At 42.7% G+C, this 16,620-nt stretch carries 13 protein-coding genes; 9 read left to right on the top strand and 4 right to left on the bottom strand.

Annotated features, from left to right (window positions below):
- Nucleotides 1–3: 3 nt before the first annotated feature.
- Nucleotides 4–159 carry a hypothetical protein gene (locus KO531_RS07625; RefSeq protein WP_173913200.1) on the bottom strand — a complete coding sequence of 52 codons (156 nt, stop codon included), beginning with the start codon at nucleotides 157–159 and terminating at the stop codon, nucleotides 4–6.
- Nucleotides 160–365: 206 nt separating this feature from the next.
- Nucleotides 366–1,976 (bottom strand): ABC-F family ATPase, encoded by a 1,611-nt coding sequence (locus KO531_RS07620; protein WP_131524739.1) that lies wholly within the window; start codon nucleotides 1,974–1,976, stop codon nucleotides 366–368.
- Between the two features lie 675 nt (nucleotides 1,977–2,651).
- Between KO531_RS07620 and KO531_RS07615 the strand changes: the two genes are divergently transcribed.
- The 7 genes from KO531_RS07615 (at nucleotide 2,652) to KO531_RS07585 (ending at nucleotide 11,225) form a co-directional block, all read left to right on the top strand.
- A complete protein-coding gene (locus KO531_RS07615) occupies nucleotides 2,652–3,260 on the top strand; it encodes a VF530 family DNA-binding protein (protein ID WP_028759915.1) in 609 nt (202 codons plus the stop codon).
- A 1,423-nt stretch (nucleotides 3,261–4,683) separates the two neighbouring features.
- Entirely contained in the window at nucleotides 4,684–5,652 is a 969-nt protein-coding gene (locus KO531_RS07610; RefSeq protein WP_105253121.1) for a helix-turn-helix domain-containing protein, read from the top strand.
- The gene (locus tag KO531_RS07605) at nucleotides 5,649–6,842 is read left to right on the top strand and encodes an EAL domain-containing response regulator (RefSeq protein ID WP_173496905.1); all 1,194 of its coding nucleotides are present in this window, start codon (nucleotides 5,649–5,651) and stop codon (nucleotides 6,840–6,842) included. Before KO531_RS07610 ends, KO531_RS07605 begins: the two co-directional genes overlap by 4 nt.
- A gap of 3 nt (nucleotides 6,843–6,845) precedes the next feature.
- Nucleotides 6,846–7,145: a hypothetical protein gene (locus KO531_RS07600; protein WP_219250804.1), complete on the top strand. Its 300-nt coding sequence runs from the start codon at nucleotides 6,846–6,848 to the stop codon at nucleotides 7,143–7,145.
- Nucleotides 7,135–9,039, top strand: coding sequence for an ATP-binding protein (locus tag KO531_RS07595; protein ID WP_219250803.1), 1,905 nt, complete (start codon nucleotides 7,135–7,137; stop codon nucleotides 9,037–9,039). The genes KO531_RS07600 and KO531_RS07595 overlap by 11 nt, the downstream gene beginning before the upstream one ends.
- A 187-nt stretch (nucleotides 9,040–9,226) precedes the next feature.
- Nucleotides 9,227–10,261, top strand: coding sequence for a sensor domain-containing diguanylate cyclase (locus KO531_RS07590; RefSeq protein WP_219250802.1), 1,035 nt, complete (start codon nucleotides 9,227–9,229; stop codon nucleotides 10,259–10,261).
- Nucleotides 10,262–10,436: 175 nt separating this feature from the next.
- The gene (locus KO531_RS07585) at nucleotides 10,437–11,225 is read left to right on the top strand and encodes a CLCA_X family protein (protein ID WP_219250801.1); all 789 of its coding nucleotides are present in this window, start codon (nucleotides 10,437–10,439) and stop codon (nucleotides 11,223–11,225) included.
- Between the two features lie 158 nt (nucleotides 11,226–11,383).
- Here KO531_RS07585 and KO531_RS07580 read toward each other — a convergent pair whose 3' ends face one another.
- Both KO531_RS07580 and KO531_RS07575 read right to left on the bottom strand, forming a co-directional pair.
- On the bottom strand, nucleotides 11,384–12,319 hold the full coding sequence (locus KO531_RS07580) for a hypothetical protein (RefSeq protein ID WP_219250800.1): 936 nt from the start codon (nucleotides 12,317–12,319) through the stop codon (nucleotides 11,384–11,386).
- A 175-nt stretch (nucleotides 12,320–12,494) separates the two neighbouring features.
- Nucleotides 12,495–14,582, bottom strand: coding sequence for a TonB-dependent siderophore receptor (locus tag KO531_RS07575; RefSeq protein WP_219250874.1), 2,088 nt, complete (start codon nucleotides 14,580–14,582; stop codon nucleotides 12,495–12,497).
- A 128-nt stretch (nucleotides 14,583–14,710) separates the two neighbouring features.
- On the opposite strand from KO531_RS07575, the gene KO531_RS07570 reads away from it, so the two are divergent.
- Together KO531_RS07570 and KO531_RS07565 are read left to right on the top strand one after the other, a co-directional pair.
- On the top strand, nucleotides 14,711–15,880 hold the full coding sequence (locus KO531_RS07570; RefSeq protein ID WP_219250799.1) for a PepSY-associated TM helix domain-containing protein: 1,170 nt from the start codon (nucleotides 14,711–14,713) through the stop codon (nucleotides 15,878–15,880).
- Nucleotides 15,880–16,356, top strand: coding sequence for a hypothetical protein (locus tag KO531_RS07565; RefSeq protein WP_219250798.1), 477 nt, complete (start codon nucleotides 15,880–15,882; stop codon nucleotides 16,354–16,356). Before KO531_RS07570 ends, KO531_RS07565 begins: the two co-directional genes overlap by 1 nt.
- Nucleotides 16,357–16,620: the final 264 nt, after the last annotated feature.

Below are 16,620 nucleotides of genomic sequence, written 5' to 3'. Positions count from 1 at the left end.
AGTTTAGGCTAAGGTCAAATGACTGAAACGGCTTTTTTTGGCCTTCAATTTTGCTTCAACTTCAGCCGTAGTTTTACCCGTCTCAATAGCGGTTGAACTGGCCACAGCGCGATAGAGTCGATTTTGAGTCACTTGTGTGTTTTTTGATTTAGTTTTCATAGGATCAACCTCAATTAAGTGCATGAATTATAGCACTCTAGATAACGAATAGACAGCTGTGTATCCAAGGCCCAAAGCAGCAATACTTCATGTTTTACCAATCATATCGCTCTTTAGATATCGATAAAAAGTCGTCAGTAGGTTCTCCAATGACGACTCTTTTAATCAAGCTGACATAGCCGATTAAGGTTTATCAAAGCACAACATTACGCGCTTTTTCTCGCTTCCATTTCTGCTTGGCTTGAAAGGTACTCATCGAAAGTGCCTTGGAAGTTAATCACTTTTTTATCTTTAATATCAATGATACGTGTTGCGAGTGACGATACAAACTCACGGTCATGACTGACGAATATCAAAGTGCCTTCAAAGTCTTTCAACGCATTATTGAGTGCTTCGATGGCTTCCATGTCCATGTGGTTAGTCGGTTCGTCCATGATCAGCACATTGATGTCTTGCATCATTAACTTACCGAATAACAAGCGGTTTTTCTCTCCGCCTGAACAGTTACGAGCTTTCTTGTTCGCGTCATCTTCGGTGAACAGCAGACGGCCTAACATGGCGCGTACCATAAGATCGTTGTGCTTAGGTTGGCGCCACTGTGACATCCAATCCATTAACGTATAGTCATTATCAAATTCGTCACTGCTGTCTTGTGGACAGTAGCCGATTGATGCGTTTTCTGACCACTTGATCACGCCTTTATTATGTTCTAAATCATTGACTAAGCAACGTAGGAAAGTGGTTTTACCCACGCCGTTTTCGCCGATAATCGCTAATTTTGCACCGGCTTCGAGGATTAAGTCGCCGCCTTCGAATAGCAGCTCACCATCAAACCCGTGGGCCAAATCTTCGAGGATCAGTGCTTGGCGATGCATTTTCTTGCCGGCATCGAAACGAATAGAAGGGTGAATACGGCTTGATGATTTCACTTCATCAAGCTTGATCTTGTCCATTTTTTTCGCGCGCGAGCTGGCTTGTTTTGCCTTAGATGCGTTGGCACCGAAGCGGTTGACGAAGTCTTGCAGTTCTTCGATTTCAGCACTCTTTTTGGCGTTGCCCGATAATAATTGTTCACGGATCAAAGATGATTGGGCGAGGAAGTATTCGTAGTTACCAGGGTAAATGCGCAGTTCGCCGTAATCGATATCGGCCATGTGGGTACATACGGCATTCAAGAAATGCCTATCATGGGAAATAATGATCATGGTGCATTTGCGTTTGTTCAACTCGGCTTCTAACCAGCTAATGGTATGTATGTCCAAGTTGTTGGTTGGTTCGTCGAGCAGCAAAATATCTGGGTTGGCAAATAGTGCTTGTGCCAACAATACCCGCAGTTTCCAACCCGGTGCTACTTGTTGCATTAGGCCGTAATGGAAAGATTCTTCAATACCCGCTTCGAGCAGAATCTCACCGGCGCGGCTTTCGGCGCTGTAGCCATCCATTTCGGCAAATTCACTTTCAAGATCGCCAACGCGCATGCCATCTTCTTCGGTCATATTCGGATTGGCGTAGATTGCATCGCGTTCCTGTTTGACTTTCCACAGGGCAACATCCCCCATGATCACCGCATCGATCACACTGTATTGTTCAAACGCGAACTGATCTTGGCTTAGGGTACCGACTTTTAAGCCGGGCGTGATGGACACATTGCCAGAGGTTGGCGCTAACGCTCCGCTGAGGATCTTCATAAAGGTCGATTTGCCACAGCCATTCGCGCCGATCAAACCATAGCGGTGACCGTTGCCAAATTTCGCTGAAATGTTTTCAAACAATGGCTCAGGGCCAAACTGCATCGTGATGTTCGCGGTAGAGATCAAAGGAGCTTTCCTAGGTATTTGCTAACGGGGATTGTGACAAACAAGCCTCAAAATGAAACATGCGCTTCACCCACTCTAAGCCAAAACATTAAAGTTGGGATAATAAGGTCGCGGAGTATACAGACTAAGGGCTAAAGATGCGAGCAAGGATGTGATGCGCAGCTATAAATCGAGCCGTTTCAGTTGCGTTTATTTTGAGGTTGACCCAAGGCATCAGCGGATCATAGGTAAAATTTTGAAACGGGTTTGAGCTTGATGCTGAGTTCATACCTGTTAGCGTGATATCGTGGATATGCAGATTAAAACTGTCAGCTGCGGTGTATTTTCTTTGCCCTAAAGCCGATGCCAAACCTCGCTAGCGCAAATAAAAGAAGGCGTTTAGCTTATTTACCGTTATTATTCCCGCAGTTTTGTCGAGCAGCAGATTTTACGGCTAATATTTAATGGCTCAGTTTGGAGGCTTTAGGTCCTTAAGATTTAAGATCTAAGCATCACGAGCAATAAGGCTTAACGCCCTATGCTATTGCCGTAGCAACGTCAGTGGCTCATGACTTCATAACTTGAGTGATTTCTCTAATCGCGAATTTTAGTAGCGAATTGAGTCACTCGTTTAACAACTCAAAACCGTAAACTAATACTGTAAAATCAGCCAATAGGGCTGAACTTGGAATTCCCATGATTGAAGAGCAACAGAACAACCCATTACACGGCCTCAAACTCGAGACAATGATCACTGAGTTAGTCGATTTTTATGGCTGGAAAATTTTATACGCAGCATTAAAGCTAGGTTGCTTTAACACCAACCCGACCATTGAAGCCTGTATTATTTTCCTCAAGAAGACTGAGTGGGCGCGGGAGAAAGTGGAAAACTTTTACCTGTATCGATTCAAGCGTATGCCTAAAGCCGTCGGTGAGCAGTTTGATCTTAAGCCACGCGAACGAGGTTTTTCCTCAGGTATCGCGCCGCGTAAACCGATGGAACTCACCATAGAATCTATCGCTAAAATGCAGGCACAAGCCAGCGCCGAGTACGAAGCGGGTAATAAACGTCCTAACTCTGGTTATGGTTCAGGTAAGAGCTTTGGTAATGGCTCAGGTAAAAGCTCAAGCAAAAAACCTACGGGTGGACGTGGCACCGGCTCTGGATATGGTTCATCGAATAGCAACTCACAGCGCCGCAGCGAACCCAGAAACGAGCCAAGAAACGATTCAAGAATGGCTGAACGTTCAGGACCAAGCCCATCGACGGATGATAACGATCCGTGGGGCACTAAACGCGGCTAATCCCATGTCTGCCGAATTGAGTGGGCATGGTTTTTCACAGGCGTTAGTTTTACATTCGTGATTTACAGTGACTAGCCTCAACTTGCTATTTTCGTACCCGTAAAAAATTAGCTCTGGTATGAGTTAGCTTTTGTAAGAGTCGTTTTGAAGTCATGGCTCTAGTTGTATGATAGAACATCTGATTTATCGCCTGATTTAAAGAGAAGAGGTTAGCTGTTGAATACAGCTAACCTCTTTTTTATGATTAACTATTCACTTTATTGCATTGAGGTGAGAAAAATATCGGGGATTATAGTTTTAGATTTGCATATCTAGTGCATAACCAGTTAATTCATCAATTTGCAATCAGATGTGCCGGTTGCTCATTTTTAGGACCACTACCAGCGCCTTCTCTAACACCTGTGCTTTATACTTTGTGCCTTTTGTTCATCTTAGTCTGCTAAATGCCCAGAGTTAACGTCAAGTTGTTTGACGATACAGCTCCAAGGTAACCATTTAAATGTTGGATTATCATTGGGTAAGTAGTTTTAGCCGTCTTGCTCCACCAGCATTCTCTGTTGCCAAACGGCGCTGCCGTCATTCAGCGCCAAGGGATATGTCAATCACTACTATATTCGAACTGCGGTTAGGCTTAGCGGCTGGTATTCTTTTGTGTCTAATGCGGGATAACTTAAGTTTGCCCAACTCGCTGATATTTGCTGATGAGACCCGTTTAATCAGAGCACTGTATTACTTGGCTACACCTGCGCAAGATGTATTCCACTTCTTTATCCTTCAGCGACGCCAGTGATGATAGGCGTTCCTTTAAACGCTGGACTGGCCAATTACCCATTTATTTTCGCAGCTGGCTTGCTTAAGCCATAAGCCATAAGCCATAAGCCATTAAAAACTATCCTACTTATATCTCTAAGCTGATACTGTCGCGGTTTTCCTATTCCAAACGTGAATAACCATGCATGAAAAACGTGGTTCAGTGAGAAAAATCACGAGGTTTTATCCCGCATTTTGAATGTTTGGCGCATAAATATTCAATTTAGCGTTTTGTGGCCATTGCTGGTGAATCTTATATTTTATGCGGTTTTATAGGGGGTTCTGTTGATTGCGGTTTTATCTATGATGCAATGATTTAACCGAACGAATAACTAGACACTTTTTTCCATCGCTTTTTTGACTGTGCCATGGTCTCAGATAAACAATGGCATTTATACTCGTTTTCCTATTGCAAAAAACGTGGTGAATAAAAGGCTGAGATGGAGGAACTGAGTGATGAGTGACGAAAAAATCACTGGACTTTATTTCATCGAGAAACTTCAACGCATTTGGATTACTTTTACATTTAGACATCCAGAGCCAGTAGATGACATCGACCATAAGACGTATATGGAGCTGCTAGATAAAATAAAAAATTCAGATGGAACGCGATATGATTTGTACACCTATCTCCTATCAAAGCAAAACAAGTGCACAGACATTCTCCAATTTCTTAAAACACACCCGCAGTGAGAATAATTTATCTCAAGAAGATTTATGTAGTCTACTCAGGCAAAAAAGCTGCCTGTTCGATATGCTAGATTCCATCACTATTAGCCGTTGGGAGCGGGGAGTTAACATTCCATCCCTAGCTAAACAGTCTGAAATCGTTGAAATATTTGGCTCTGAACTGTTTGATATTTATCGGGAGGATAAGAAATTCATCAACGAAGGTTTAGCGTTAATTAACCTTTTTGAATCGACCATAGAACGCAGTGATCATCCGTACTACCGTAATACTCCTTATCGTGTCGAGTTTATCGAAAGCCACCATCAAAACTTTATGACCCTGCTGCAACTCAGTTTGGTTTATGAAAGTAACCCGCGTTTATCCTTTGTGAGCCGTAAGTTGTCTCAACCTTTTTTCCGTGGACTCTCATTGGTGGTGGCTTTTAGCTTTGGGGATCAAATCATTGGACACAGTCTATTCTGCCGCACTCAAGGCAAAATTGCCCTTGAATTTATGAATGATGAGGTGGACTTATTTGAGGTCATTAACCATAACAGTCAAGCTTTGCCAGATACCTTAATGGTGTTCTCCTCCTTTGGCGTAACGCCTTATATTGAAAATTATATGATGTCTGTTTATCTCAATGAATTGGCCACGAGTCGCTCACTTAAGTTTTTGAGTTTTAATATCTGTGATGAGTCACTAAAACGAAAATTGACGCAATTTAAGTTGCCCATATTTAAAGTAAGAACGATAGAAGGCGGCTTCAAACCAGTCAAAAACTATTCGTTTTTCTCCAGTCGCACAGAAGTCATGGCGAATCGTAATTTACTCAAGCTTTCTGTCATCCCTACATCCAAATCCCAGACGATCGATCCCATTTTCTTTATGCAGTTAGAGACCAATATATGAATATTCTCATCATAGATGATCAACGCTTTATTAGAGAAACCATGAAAGCTGATATCCATAAGTACTTAGCAGAGGACAATGTGGAGATCTATGAAGCCAGTAATGGTAATCAAGGAATTGAACTGATTTTAGCTGTAGAAGCAAAACTTGATTTAGTCATTTTAGATTTAAAAATGGATCAAGGTGACGGTATTGCGGTGATTAATATGTTGGCTTCCGAGCCCCGATTTACTGCCATTCCGATTGCGGTGATAAGCTCCTCGGATAAACGGACTTTAGAACTGGTGGATAGCATTATCACGGGTTTGAAGCTCAACTTGCTTGGCGTATTTGCTAAACCTATCAATGTGAATGACATTTTAACGCCATTGCTAGACGCCTCCGACGATAGAAACCGTGCCCATCAAGATGAGTCTATCGTGCAAGACATGGCGGCGAATATCAATGTGCGGCAATTGCTCAAAAATGAACAATTAATTTTGTGTTATCAACCTAAGATTAACCTTAAAACAAAGGAGATCATCGGTTTTGAAGTGCTTTCGCGGCTTTGCGATCAATCCAATGGCTATATTTATCCCGACGTTTTTTTGCCACTGGTGAATCAGCAGGGGCTAAATAGCTTGTTTTCGCGGATGGTTATTTCCCAAGCATTGCAATGTTGGTCGCGCCAACCGTTATTAATGGCGTTTGCCCTGTCGATTAACATTACCGCAGATGATCTGACCTGTGATGAACTCATTGAGTACATCATCGAATGTGGTCGTGAGTATAAACAAATCCATTTGATTTTAGAGCTCACCGAATCACAGGAAATCATTAACCAAGATAGAGTGCTTAACTCAATTGCACGGCTGATCATCAATAATATTGATATTTCCCTCGATGATTTCGGTAAAAGTTATTCTACTTATGATCGTCTTGATGCCATTCCCTTTAAAGAGATCAAAATTGATAAAAGTTTTGTCTCCGATATGGATATCAATCACCAACATTATCTCATCGTAGAATCCACCATCGCGCTTGCGCAGAAGATGCACGTAAAGGTGGTTGCAGAAGGCGTTGAGACAAGTGCAATAGAGTTAATTCTCTCTGAGTTGGGGTGTGATGTTGCCCAAGGTTATTTGTACAGCCCCCCGATTGAAGGTCGTTATCTTATTGATTGGATTGCTCAATATAATAGGAGTGCCTAATGTATGAATGCTAATACTGAGTTACTCAAGGCCTTATCTGTATTCTTTGAGCAATACAGCCAAGAACAGCAATCACGACTGCGATTGACACTGATTGCTGAATTACAGCGAATGCGACTTGAGCTAGAACAATATGAATCTTCTGACAATATCGAAGGGCTGAAACATCAATTTACGGGTATTGCGCGCTACTTGCAGCTTAAAGATATGCTGTCTGTCATGGATGTTTGCGAGCGAGAGCAGTTTGAATATCAGTTATGCAGCTTGCTAAAGGCCGTAATGGATTACGCTAATGAGCTTTAAATATAGCGCTTGTATCAATATGTTCAGTGGCTTATGGGTCACTCTGTTGGTGCTGTGGTTAACCTTGTCCCACTCACGTTATGAATTTGACTCCATTTACAATAAAAAAGCAGAAGCGGTTTTTACTTCTTCACGGGATATGTTCTTACAACATGAAATTATGTTGGATGCGCTAAAATCGTTTTTTTATGCTTCGAGTGAGGTAACGTCACAGGAATTTGAGGTTTTTGCTAAGGACTTACTGAAGATCAAATCTGCTGTCGCTTTTACACTGACCCCCGAACTTGAACTGGCCTATATCTCTGATCAGACAATGGCGCCTGAACTTAAGCCACTTAAATTAGTCAAGAATAGTAAAGGGGAACTTCAGGCTAGCCTTGCCGATTACACGTTAGCGGTTGTTAATATCGATGGGCCTAATATGCTTTATTTAGTCTATGCCATTTCTCATCAGCGGATATTAGCGCGGATTGAGCAGGAGCAGGGTGTATGTATTAGCTATCAATTTGAACAATCGTTATTGCAAAGTTCATCCTGTAACCATGAGTTTTCCACAGGCATATTTTCAATGTTTAGCTACTCAGATAGCCGAACTTTGGATATTCCTGGATACCAAACCCGTGTAGATTTACGCATAGAATATCAAGTGCCACAAAAAGAGGTTGTCGAGCTAATCGTGATTATCTTACTGATTGCTTCTCTTGGTATTACTCTGTCTTTTCTTTTGTACTTTAAGTCTAAAAATCAGCATATTGTAGAGCAGATTAAGCTCGATAATCGATCTAGATTAGCAGTACTTTCCAGCATAAATCATGAGATCCGCACTCCTATCAATGCCATTCTTGGCTACAGTCGCATGTTAAAAAAAGCGCGTTCACAACCACAAAAACTGGACGAAATTATCGATAAAATGACCTGGTCAGCTAACTTACTTTACTCGGTTGCCGAAAATACGTTGAATTACAGTAAGGCTGAAGCTGGGCAGTTAAAATTGAATCGGCATTTAGTCAATTTGCACGAATATCTGAGCAATATTGAGGATTACTATCGTGCTTTTAGTGCGACATCGGGTAAACGTTTACAGGTTGTCGTGAATGAGTCTCTGCCGAAGTTTATCGAGCTCGATGGGACTAAGTTATTCCAACTCATGACTAACATTATCAATAATGCCTTTAAATACAGTACGGGTAGCGAAGTGCATTGTTATATGGACTTACGCCTTAAACGTAACCATAAAGACCATAGTCCTATGCTTAGGGTACTGATCCGCGATTTTGGCGAGGGAATGTCAAAGGAAGCGCAGCGCGCTTTAGTTGATCCCTTTATGCACGCATCTAACTCATATACAACAACATCGGGCATGGGATTAGGACTCTATACTTGTAATCGATTGCTTGAGCAAATTGGCGGTAAGTTTATGTTGCGCAGTCAAAAGGGCAAAGGCACCACAGTGCTGTTACATTTTCCCTGCCAACTTACCGAGGTGAAAGAACGATTAACGATTCAATATGATCAACAAAAAGTGTTAATCATAGATGATAATCTGTTTAACCTTGAGATTTGCAAAGCCATGCTAGAGCACTATCATTTTCAAACCTTCAGTGTTGATAACGCCGCGCAAGCACTTAAGATGTTGATTCACTTATTGCCACATATTGTTATTGTGGATTACCGTTTACAAGATATGAATGGCTTGCAACTTATCAAACAGATGCAACAAACATTACAAAACCTTGCCAGTGATACCCAGTTTGAGCATCACTGTCGCTTCTTTTTGCTTTCAGCTAATGATAGCGATGATATTCCTGAGTTAGCATTATTCCCTGAGGTACATTTCATGCAGAAACCTTTTAGTGCTGAAATATTTCTCAGTAAATTGGCCGTAAAATCGTAAATTATCAAAGTATTGGATCTGATTTTTAAAGCTTATTTGCCGAATGTGTGGGATTTATATCGCGGTAGAGCCAATCCCGTTGCGGTAATATGGGGGTAAAGACAAAGACGCTGTGATTAGTGTAGAACGCTGCTAATCTAAACATGTCGGAGATCTTCTCTAAAAGCGTCATTGCTAGGAATAATCGATGGAAAAAGAATCTCTTGAGTCTGTTTACCCCTTTTTAACCGAAGCCTTACGGCTAAGCGAGAATGGCCTCGCTGTTTTGGACAAGCACAATCATTTTATCTTTTATAACCATACCTTTGCGAAAATGTTTGGTTTTGTTGATCAAGACATGGCTGGCCGGCATTTTGACGACATGATGCACTTTGCCTTTACCCATAAGCAAGGGCCTAAAATTGATCATGAAACCATAGAGGAATGGCTTGAACTTATTCATGCGAATCAACGTAAATCAGCTTTTCGACGTTTTGAAGTGGATCTGGTCGACGGTAGCTGGTTGCAACTTTCTGAGCAGGTTTATCACAATGGCGATATGGTCATTGTTTGCACCGATATTACCCAGTTAAAACAGGTCGAATTTGCCCTAAGGAATGCGCAGACTGAGTTGAATCGACTCGCACTCACCGATGAATTAACCGGTATTGCCAATCGACGGCATTTTTTCCAGCAGTTAGAGCATGAAATCAAACGCTTGAGTCGTCTACAGTTACCTTTGTGCCTTGTCATGATGGATATCGATTATTTTAAACTCGTTAATGATCGCTATGGGCATCAAGTGGGTGACAAGATACTGCAGCATTTTACCCAATTTATCAGTGCTCGCACGCGCCCATACGATATCTTTGGTCGCTTCGGCGGTGAGGAATTTGCGCTATTACTGCCAGAAACATCGATCGATGTCGCGCAGAAAATTGTGACGCGTATGATGTTAGCGCTTGCGAATGAAGATATTTCAGCGATAGTCGCCGATTTTCACTATCAATTTTCGGCAGGAGTGAGTGCGTTAACACCTGTGATCACTCATCATGCCATCGAAGAAAACTGCGGTATTTTAGCGCTTCAGTCTGTACCTTCACCGATTGAAATAGGGAGTCAGTGCCGTTCAGATGCTGAAAAGCTGGTGGCCGAGGCCGATAAAGCCTTGTACCACGCTAAAACTACGGGGCGAAATCGTGTCGTGGTTTGGGATGATGTGATATTAACGGCTAAAGCTTAACGAACCCTGTGGTTGACGAAATCTAAGCATCGCGATACCAAACCAAGAGTAAGCGCTGCTTGGCTCCTATTCTTAACTTGATATTGCACTCAATACAGCGTTTTGTTCCAGTGCATTTTCACCTAAAATAGCCAGCTTAATTTGTCTCTCACTGCCATTGGGTTCAAGGTAAGCCGTGTTAATTAATCAGCAATATAACCGCCATGGACCCGATTATCGATTTGGTGATCAAGTCACTTTTCTTGATATTAAACAAACCTTTGGTTTTAGCCATGTGCGTGTGGGCCGCTGGGTGACGCGGGATGAATCGCGCATTGCTGCGGATTTAGTATTTGATTCGCTCGCCGATTTGGCCTTTATCTTAAAATTGCCACCTTTGACTTTAGGGCTGCGGGAAACCGTCAGCTTGGCCTTTGGTCATGGCGGTCAAAAGGGCGTTCAGGCCCATTATGCTCCCGCGACCCGAGAGTTGGCATTGGCTAAAAATGCAGGTGCAGGTGCTTTAGCCCATGAGTTTTGGCATGCGTTTGACCATTATATTGCCGCTAAATCATTCAAACCTACTAATAAGCGGTTTCAGTGTGCGAGCGATCTTTGGCTATCCGATCTGCCCATCATAGAGCATCCATTAAATGCTCGATTATCTGAGATCTTCAAAGTGACATTGTTGAGTGGACAGGGTGATGAGCCCCATGATTATGTTCGCCGAGCGATTGCATTAGATAAAAAACATGGGATGCAGTACTTCTCTCGGCCAACGGAGATGATGGCGCGAGCATTTGAAGCCTGTATTGAATCCTATACTGATATTTCGAATCCGTATTTAGTGTCGGGAACCCGTTTTTCAGCGATGGCAAAGGAGGGGGCTTATCCCGATGAGGCCCACAGACAAGTGATTTTTCAGGCACTGATCAATTACTTTGAACCGCTGGGGATCGCATTGGGTAAAAATCCCCTTAACTAGGGTGTGTTGACGTTTTGAGTCATGCATTTGAACAGAGGTTAATTTAGCGTCGCTAGAGGGCAAGGCAAAATGTAAAACGACATTCGCCTTAGGTGTTTTGAATGCGAATGGCAGTGGACAGGGGGAGGGTCACGAGCCGTTTGAAGACTGATTGCCAATCATAAGCTCGCGTGCTTAGTCGACAACGTTTGCCAACAATAGGCCAAACTATGGCGAATCGCATCAAGATATTGAGATGCCTGAATATCCATTAAATACCAATAGCTAGGTTTTGATTCTGGCATGTGGTTGAAAAATAAAGCTTCAGCATTGATGAGCTGGCTAGGATGAGCAAATTGCTGCCAAATGTTGATGTGTGTATGCGCCAGTGTGATTAGCCATTCAAGTTGCATCTGCCGCGTGGCTGGATTTAGCGCATCTGCGATTAATAAGCTCGACTCTTGTAAACGCTCAAGTAAATCAAAGGGATTACCTGCGTTTATCCTAGGTGCGACTTGGCATGGTTGCATTTGGTTTATTGCGGATAGGCGAGGTAAAAATACGGACGCTAAGCTAAATTCAGGCCAGTCGAGCGATGGTACCAAAGCCTGGGCAATCCGTCGTTCGCCTAACCAATTATGCACCATGCAAGGTAAGTGGTCTTCAAGCGGTAAATCATTGGGTCTTGATAAACTCGGAAACAGCGACATCCGCTGCACTTGCACATGCTGAGACAATTGCTGCATCAATACTATTGTGGTTAACCCAGATGAAGGCCAGCAACCAAGCTGAGGCGTTAATTCAATCGCAACTTGCGTCAAGGCTTGGGTAAGCAGACCACTTTGTGGATGACCTTGTACTACAAAAGCATATTTTGATTCAGCAAAACCACCGTTGGCGATATTTACTATCTGATTATTTGCATTGCTGTTTTCAGCCCATTGAGTACCGTTAAAAATAAATGTCGTACCTGTGGTCGCAGGTTGCCAATCGCCAGAAGCATTACCAATAATGGTCACTTGCTCAAAGGCAAGGGTGCCCGCTAGAGCTTGCAGATCTAATTTAGCATGTGGCATCTGCAAATGTTGATGCATGTGGGTGTGAGACTTAGGCATAGGCGGAACATCTGTTTTACGAACTCAAAATGGACTTCATTGTAATGGATTATCCCCCTGAGCCCAAAGGGTTAATCCATTGAAGTTTACCGGATGCTGTTTTAACGCAGGATAGTTTAGCTTTAGGTATACCGCGCATAAAAGTGATGCGCGGTATTGGCGATTAACAATTAGACTAAAAATTATAGCTCAGGCTAAGTTCGACATTTCGCGGTTCGCCGAAGAAACCTTGATTGTAGAAATCGATACTAGAGTAGTACTTTTCATCAAACAAGTTTCGAATATTCAAACGAACAATCGCATCATCAGTGAGTTGATAACTTGCCATAAGATTGGTAAGGAAATAACTGGCTTGTTCAGAGCTTTCGCCGTTAGGCCCCGCGTTTTCTACATAAATCTTGCTCTGCCAGCTTAAGTTGCCACCTAATGTGAGATCTTCTAGAGCGCCATCAAAGTGATAGAGCGAAGATAAGCGTACTAAGTTTTTAGGCAAATGTGTGCCAAAGGCCGAACCATCGGCTTTTTCAGATTCACTGTAGGTGTAACTGAAGTACAGATCCCAATCCTCTGTGGGTCTACCCGTTAGTTCCATTTCAAAACCACGGTTACTGGTGCCATCCACAGCGCGCATTGGAAAGCTACCATCAGGAAGTGGGTCTTTAATGTTAGGATCTTTTTCCGCCACATTTTCCTTTTGAACTTTAAACACTGCAACACTGGCGGTGAGTTTTTCGTCGAAAAAATCGGCTTTACTGCCAAGTTCAATATTATTGCCAGTTGTCGGGTCTAAGCGTTTGTTATTAGCATCTTTGGCATCTTGAGGCTGAAAAATCTCAGTGTAACTGGTATAAATCGACACACTGTCACTGATATCGTAAATCAATCCCGCATACGGCGTAATGACATCATTGTGCTCATAACCTGGATCGACTTTATATTGGCTGATACGGCTTCCTAACAGCAGTGTGACCTGATCGTGCAAATTGAGTTGGGTAGCAATATAGGCACCTTTTTGGATCTCTTCAGTCTCTTCATTGGTGGGAATCGATGGATAATTTGGCTCTGCAATCGAGCCATCCCACTCAAAGAAATTGCCTATGCTTAAAACATCTGTGGTGTAGAAAGAGTCGGCGCTAATATCTTGTTTTGAATAGAGTAGGCCGGTTGTTAGTTTATGTTCTCGACCCAATAGTTCGAATGGCCCTGAAGCAAATATTCGCGCCGCATCTTGCTTACGGGTTGATTGGTAGATCATAGGCAATGCACTCATCCCCAAACCTGTGATTTTATCTGGGGAGCCATATAAATATAGCAAGTGTCCATCCATCTTATCCTCACGATGTTCTATGTCGAGTTTGAGTTCCCAGTTATTATCAAAGTTGTGTTCTAAAGTAGAAAAAACGTTCGCACCATGGCGTTTCCAACTAGACCAAGATGCTGCAGTGGTCGTCGAACGGGGAAGGTCACTCGCTAAACTGCCGTCGGCATAAAACAGTGGCAGCGCTCCCCAAGTGGAGCCTTTAGGATCGCGGTCACTATAGTCCGCGCCCAAAGTGAATAATGTGCTATCACTTAATCTTGCAGTAACGACTCCATAAATTTGCAGATTTTCATCTTCGGCTAGATCGGTAAAACTATCTGATTTTTCATAGGCGGCGGCAAAACGTGCTTGGACATCGGCATCTTCTGTTATGTCCACTGAACTATCACCTTCTACACGATAACTGTCCCATGAACCTACTTTTGCACTGAGGTAACCCCCTGGTGAAGATTTTGGACGTTTACGAATGAGGTTGATGGCGGCCGAGGGTTCTCCTGCACCCGTTAATAATCCGGTTGCACCACGAACCACTTCTACTCGATCGAAGATAACTGTATCGGTCGAAGCATCATTGAAGAAACTAGAATAGTTAACAGGCACACCATCAAATTGGAAGTTAGTGATTGGATTACCACGGGCGCTAAAAAAGTAGCGGTTAGTTTCTGCTTTCTGTGCAGAAATACCCGGTGTTAAAAACATTAAGTCAGCAACATTGTTAAGAGAAAAACTCTGAATAAATTCTTGATCTATAATCGTCACTGACTGCGGTGTTTCTCTCAGTGTTAAAGGTAAGCCCGTTGCTGTAGCAGCTTTATCTAAACGACTACCTTTAATACTGATCACTTCGATATTGGCGTCTGCGTCAGATTGAGTTTCGTCGGCGTAGGAACTCGGCGCTAACAATAGGCTCGAAATGAGCGCTGCTAACAAGGTTTTATCCATCATGATTCCCCATCATAGTATTTTGTGACCGGCATTCTAATTGAAAACAATTCCCAGCACATCGTATTGATAACAATTTGCATTACCTTTACACTCGCGAAATACGATAAGTGTTAGGAAAGTCACAAATGGCGAAGATCAGTAACCGATTCTGGTTTATGTTGCATGGTTGGGTGTCGCTCCCAATTTGGTTGTTATTTTGTTTTATCTGCTTGACGGGGACGATTGCGGTACTGAGTCATGAGATCACTTGGTTAACGAATCCTGCATCGAGGGCGTTGAACCCTAATGATTTACCCGTAAAACCGGTTAGTGAACTAATGACGATTGTTGAGGAAGCCTACCCAAGTGCGGCAGTCTCTGGTGCTATGACCTTAGAACCTTATATGGTCAATGTGATCATGTTCAGTGACGCTGATAAACCCTATGCCATGGCCTATGTCAATCAATACACTGGTGAGATCCAACAGATTAATGAAGGCATGACATTTGCCGGCTTTATCAGATCTTTGCATGCTTGGTTATTATTTCCTTGGCAAAGCGGTTACAGCTTGGGCTATTACCTTGTCTGTTCGATGGCGCTGTTTATGCTCGCGTCTTTAGTGACGGGACTCATTGTTTATAAACGTTTTTGGCGAAGTTTTTTTGCTCCGAAATTGCGAGTGAGTCAAGGTAAAAAGACACTATTGGCCGATTTGCATAAATTGTCTGGTGTGTGGTCTATTTGGTTTATCGCGATTATGGCCGTTACCGGATTATGGTATTTAGTCCAAGCCATTTTTTGGCATGCAGATATTGATATCGAGCCACATGCGCCATTGGTTGCTGCTGAGCAATTGCCCTTTATCCAAAAGGGTGATGTGAATCCCGTTGATCCAAGCGTGTCATTTGCACAAGCCTTAACATTAGCGCAAACGCACTTTCCAGACTTTCAACCAAGCTATGTGATGAAACCAGAGCATAATCGTGACATGTATCATCTGAGTGGTAGCGGCGATCACATTTTTTACGATCAGTATTCTTACAACCTCAGCATTAACCCTTGGACGGGGGAGATTGCAAAAACGGCATCACCCGAGACGATGACAGGAATACAAACGCTAATGCATATCGCAGATCCTTTGCATTACGGTACCTTCGGTGGTATCTGGACAAAAATCATTTGGTTTATTTTTGGGGTGATCCTATCGGGTATGTCAATCACGGGATTTATGATGTGGGGACTGCGTAATGTGCGTGCAATTAAAAAAATGGAATCCCCCAGTACTGTGACAGATAGGTTAGAGGAGGTACGTTAATGGCTTTCATTCATTCAACTTTTTGGCAAAAAAATAAATATAAACTGAGTGGGTTTATTCTATTGCTCCCCCTATTGTTTTTGTATCAGTCGCTAACACCTACATTTCCACCGGCCTGGCAGACTCAAGAGTTAGGTGAATTTAAAATAGCCCCTTTACCCTTAGATCTAAAAGCACCCTATGTGCATCATGATGACTATGTGAAAGATTTTATGTTGGTTTTTGAAAAAGGTGAGGTAGGCAATATACGCCAAGGCTATGCCAATATTGGAATGCAGGCTTTGCCAATAGCAGATTTACAGCGCAGCGAGAATGGTATTTTACACGGTAATAAGCATGGCCAACACGTACACGCCATCGCAGCTAAGACACTAACCTCCGCCGATAGTCTGTGGATATCGATAGAGAATTGGCAAGGTGAGTGGCAAGTGGCAAAGTGGCCTCTGCCTGCCGAGCTAATAGTACAGACACACTGATGAGATAAAAACTAAACACTAATGGCGATCCTATGGAGTAATAATCTCAGGGTCGCTTTTAGTGGCGTAGATTAAGAATGATTAACCGAATACGGGTAAAGAATAACCTTTTTCACCGTAAACGCTCACTTTTGAAGGCATAAACACAACGGGGACGTTTATTCCTCATTAATAAATGATGAATTTGTTATATACATCACCAAAATACAAATGAAAGTGATTCGCAATAGTGTTACCGTATGTTCATCCTAAATAAACTCCCTA

Source organism: Shewanella sp. NKUCC06_TVS (assembly GCF_019345515.1).
GTDB lineage: Bacteria > Pseudomonadota > Gammaproteobacteria > Enterobacterales > Shewanellaceae > Shewanella > Shewanella oncorhynchi.
Note: the sequence above shows the minus strand (reverse complement) of the source record. Positions and strands in the feature narration are given on the sequence as shown.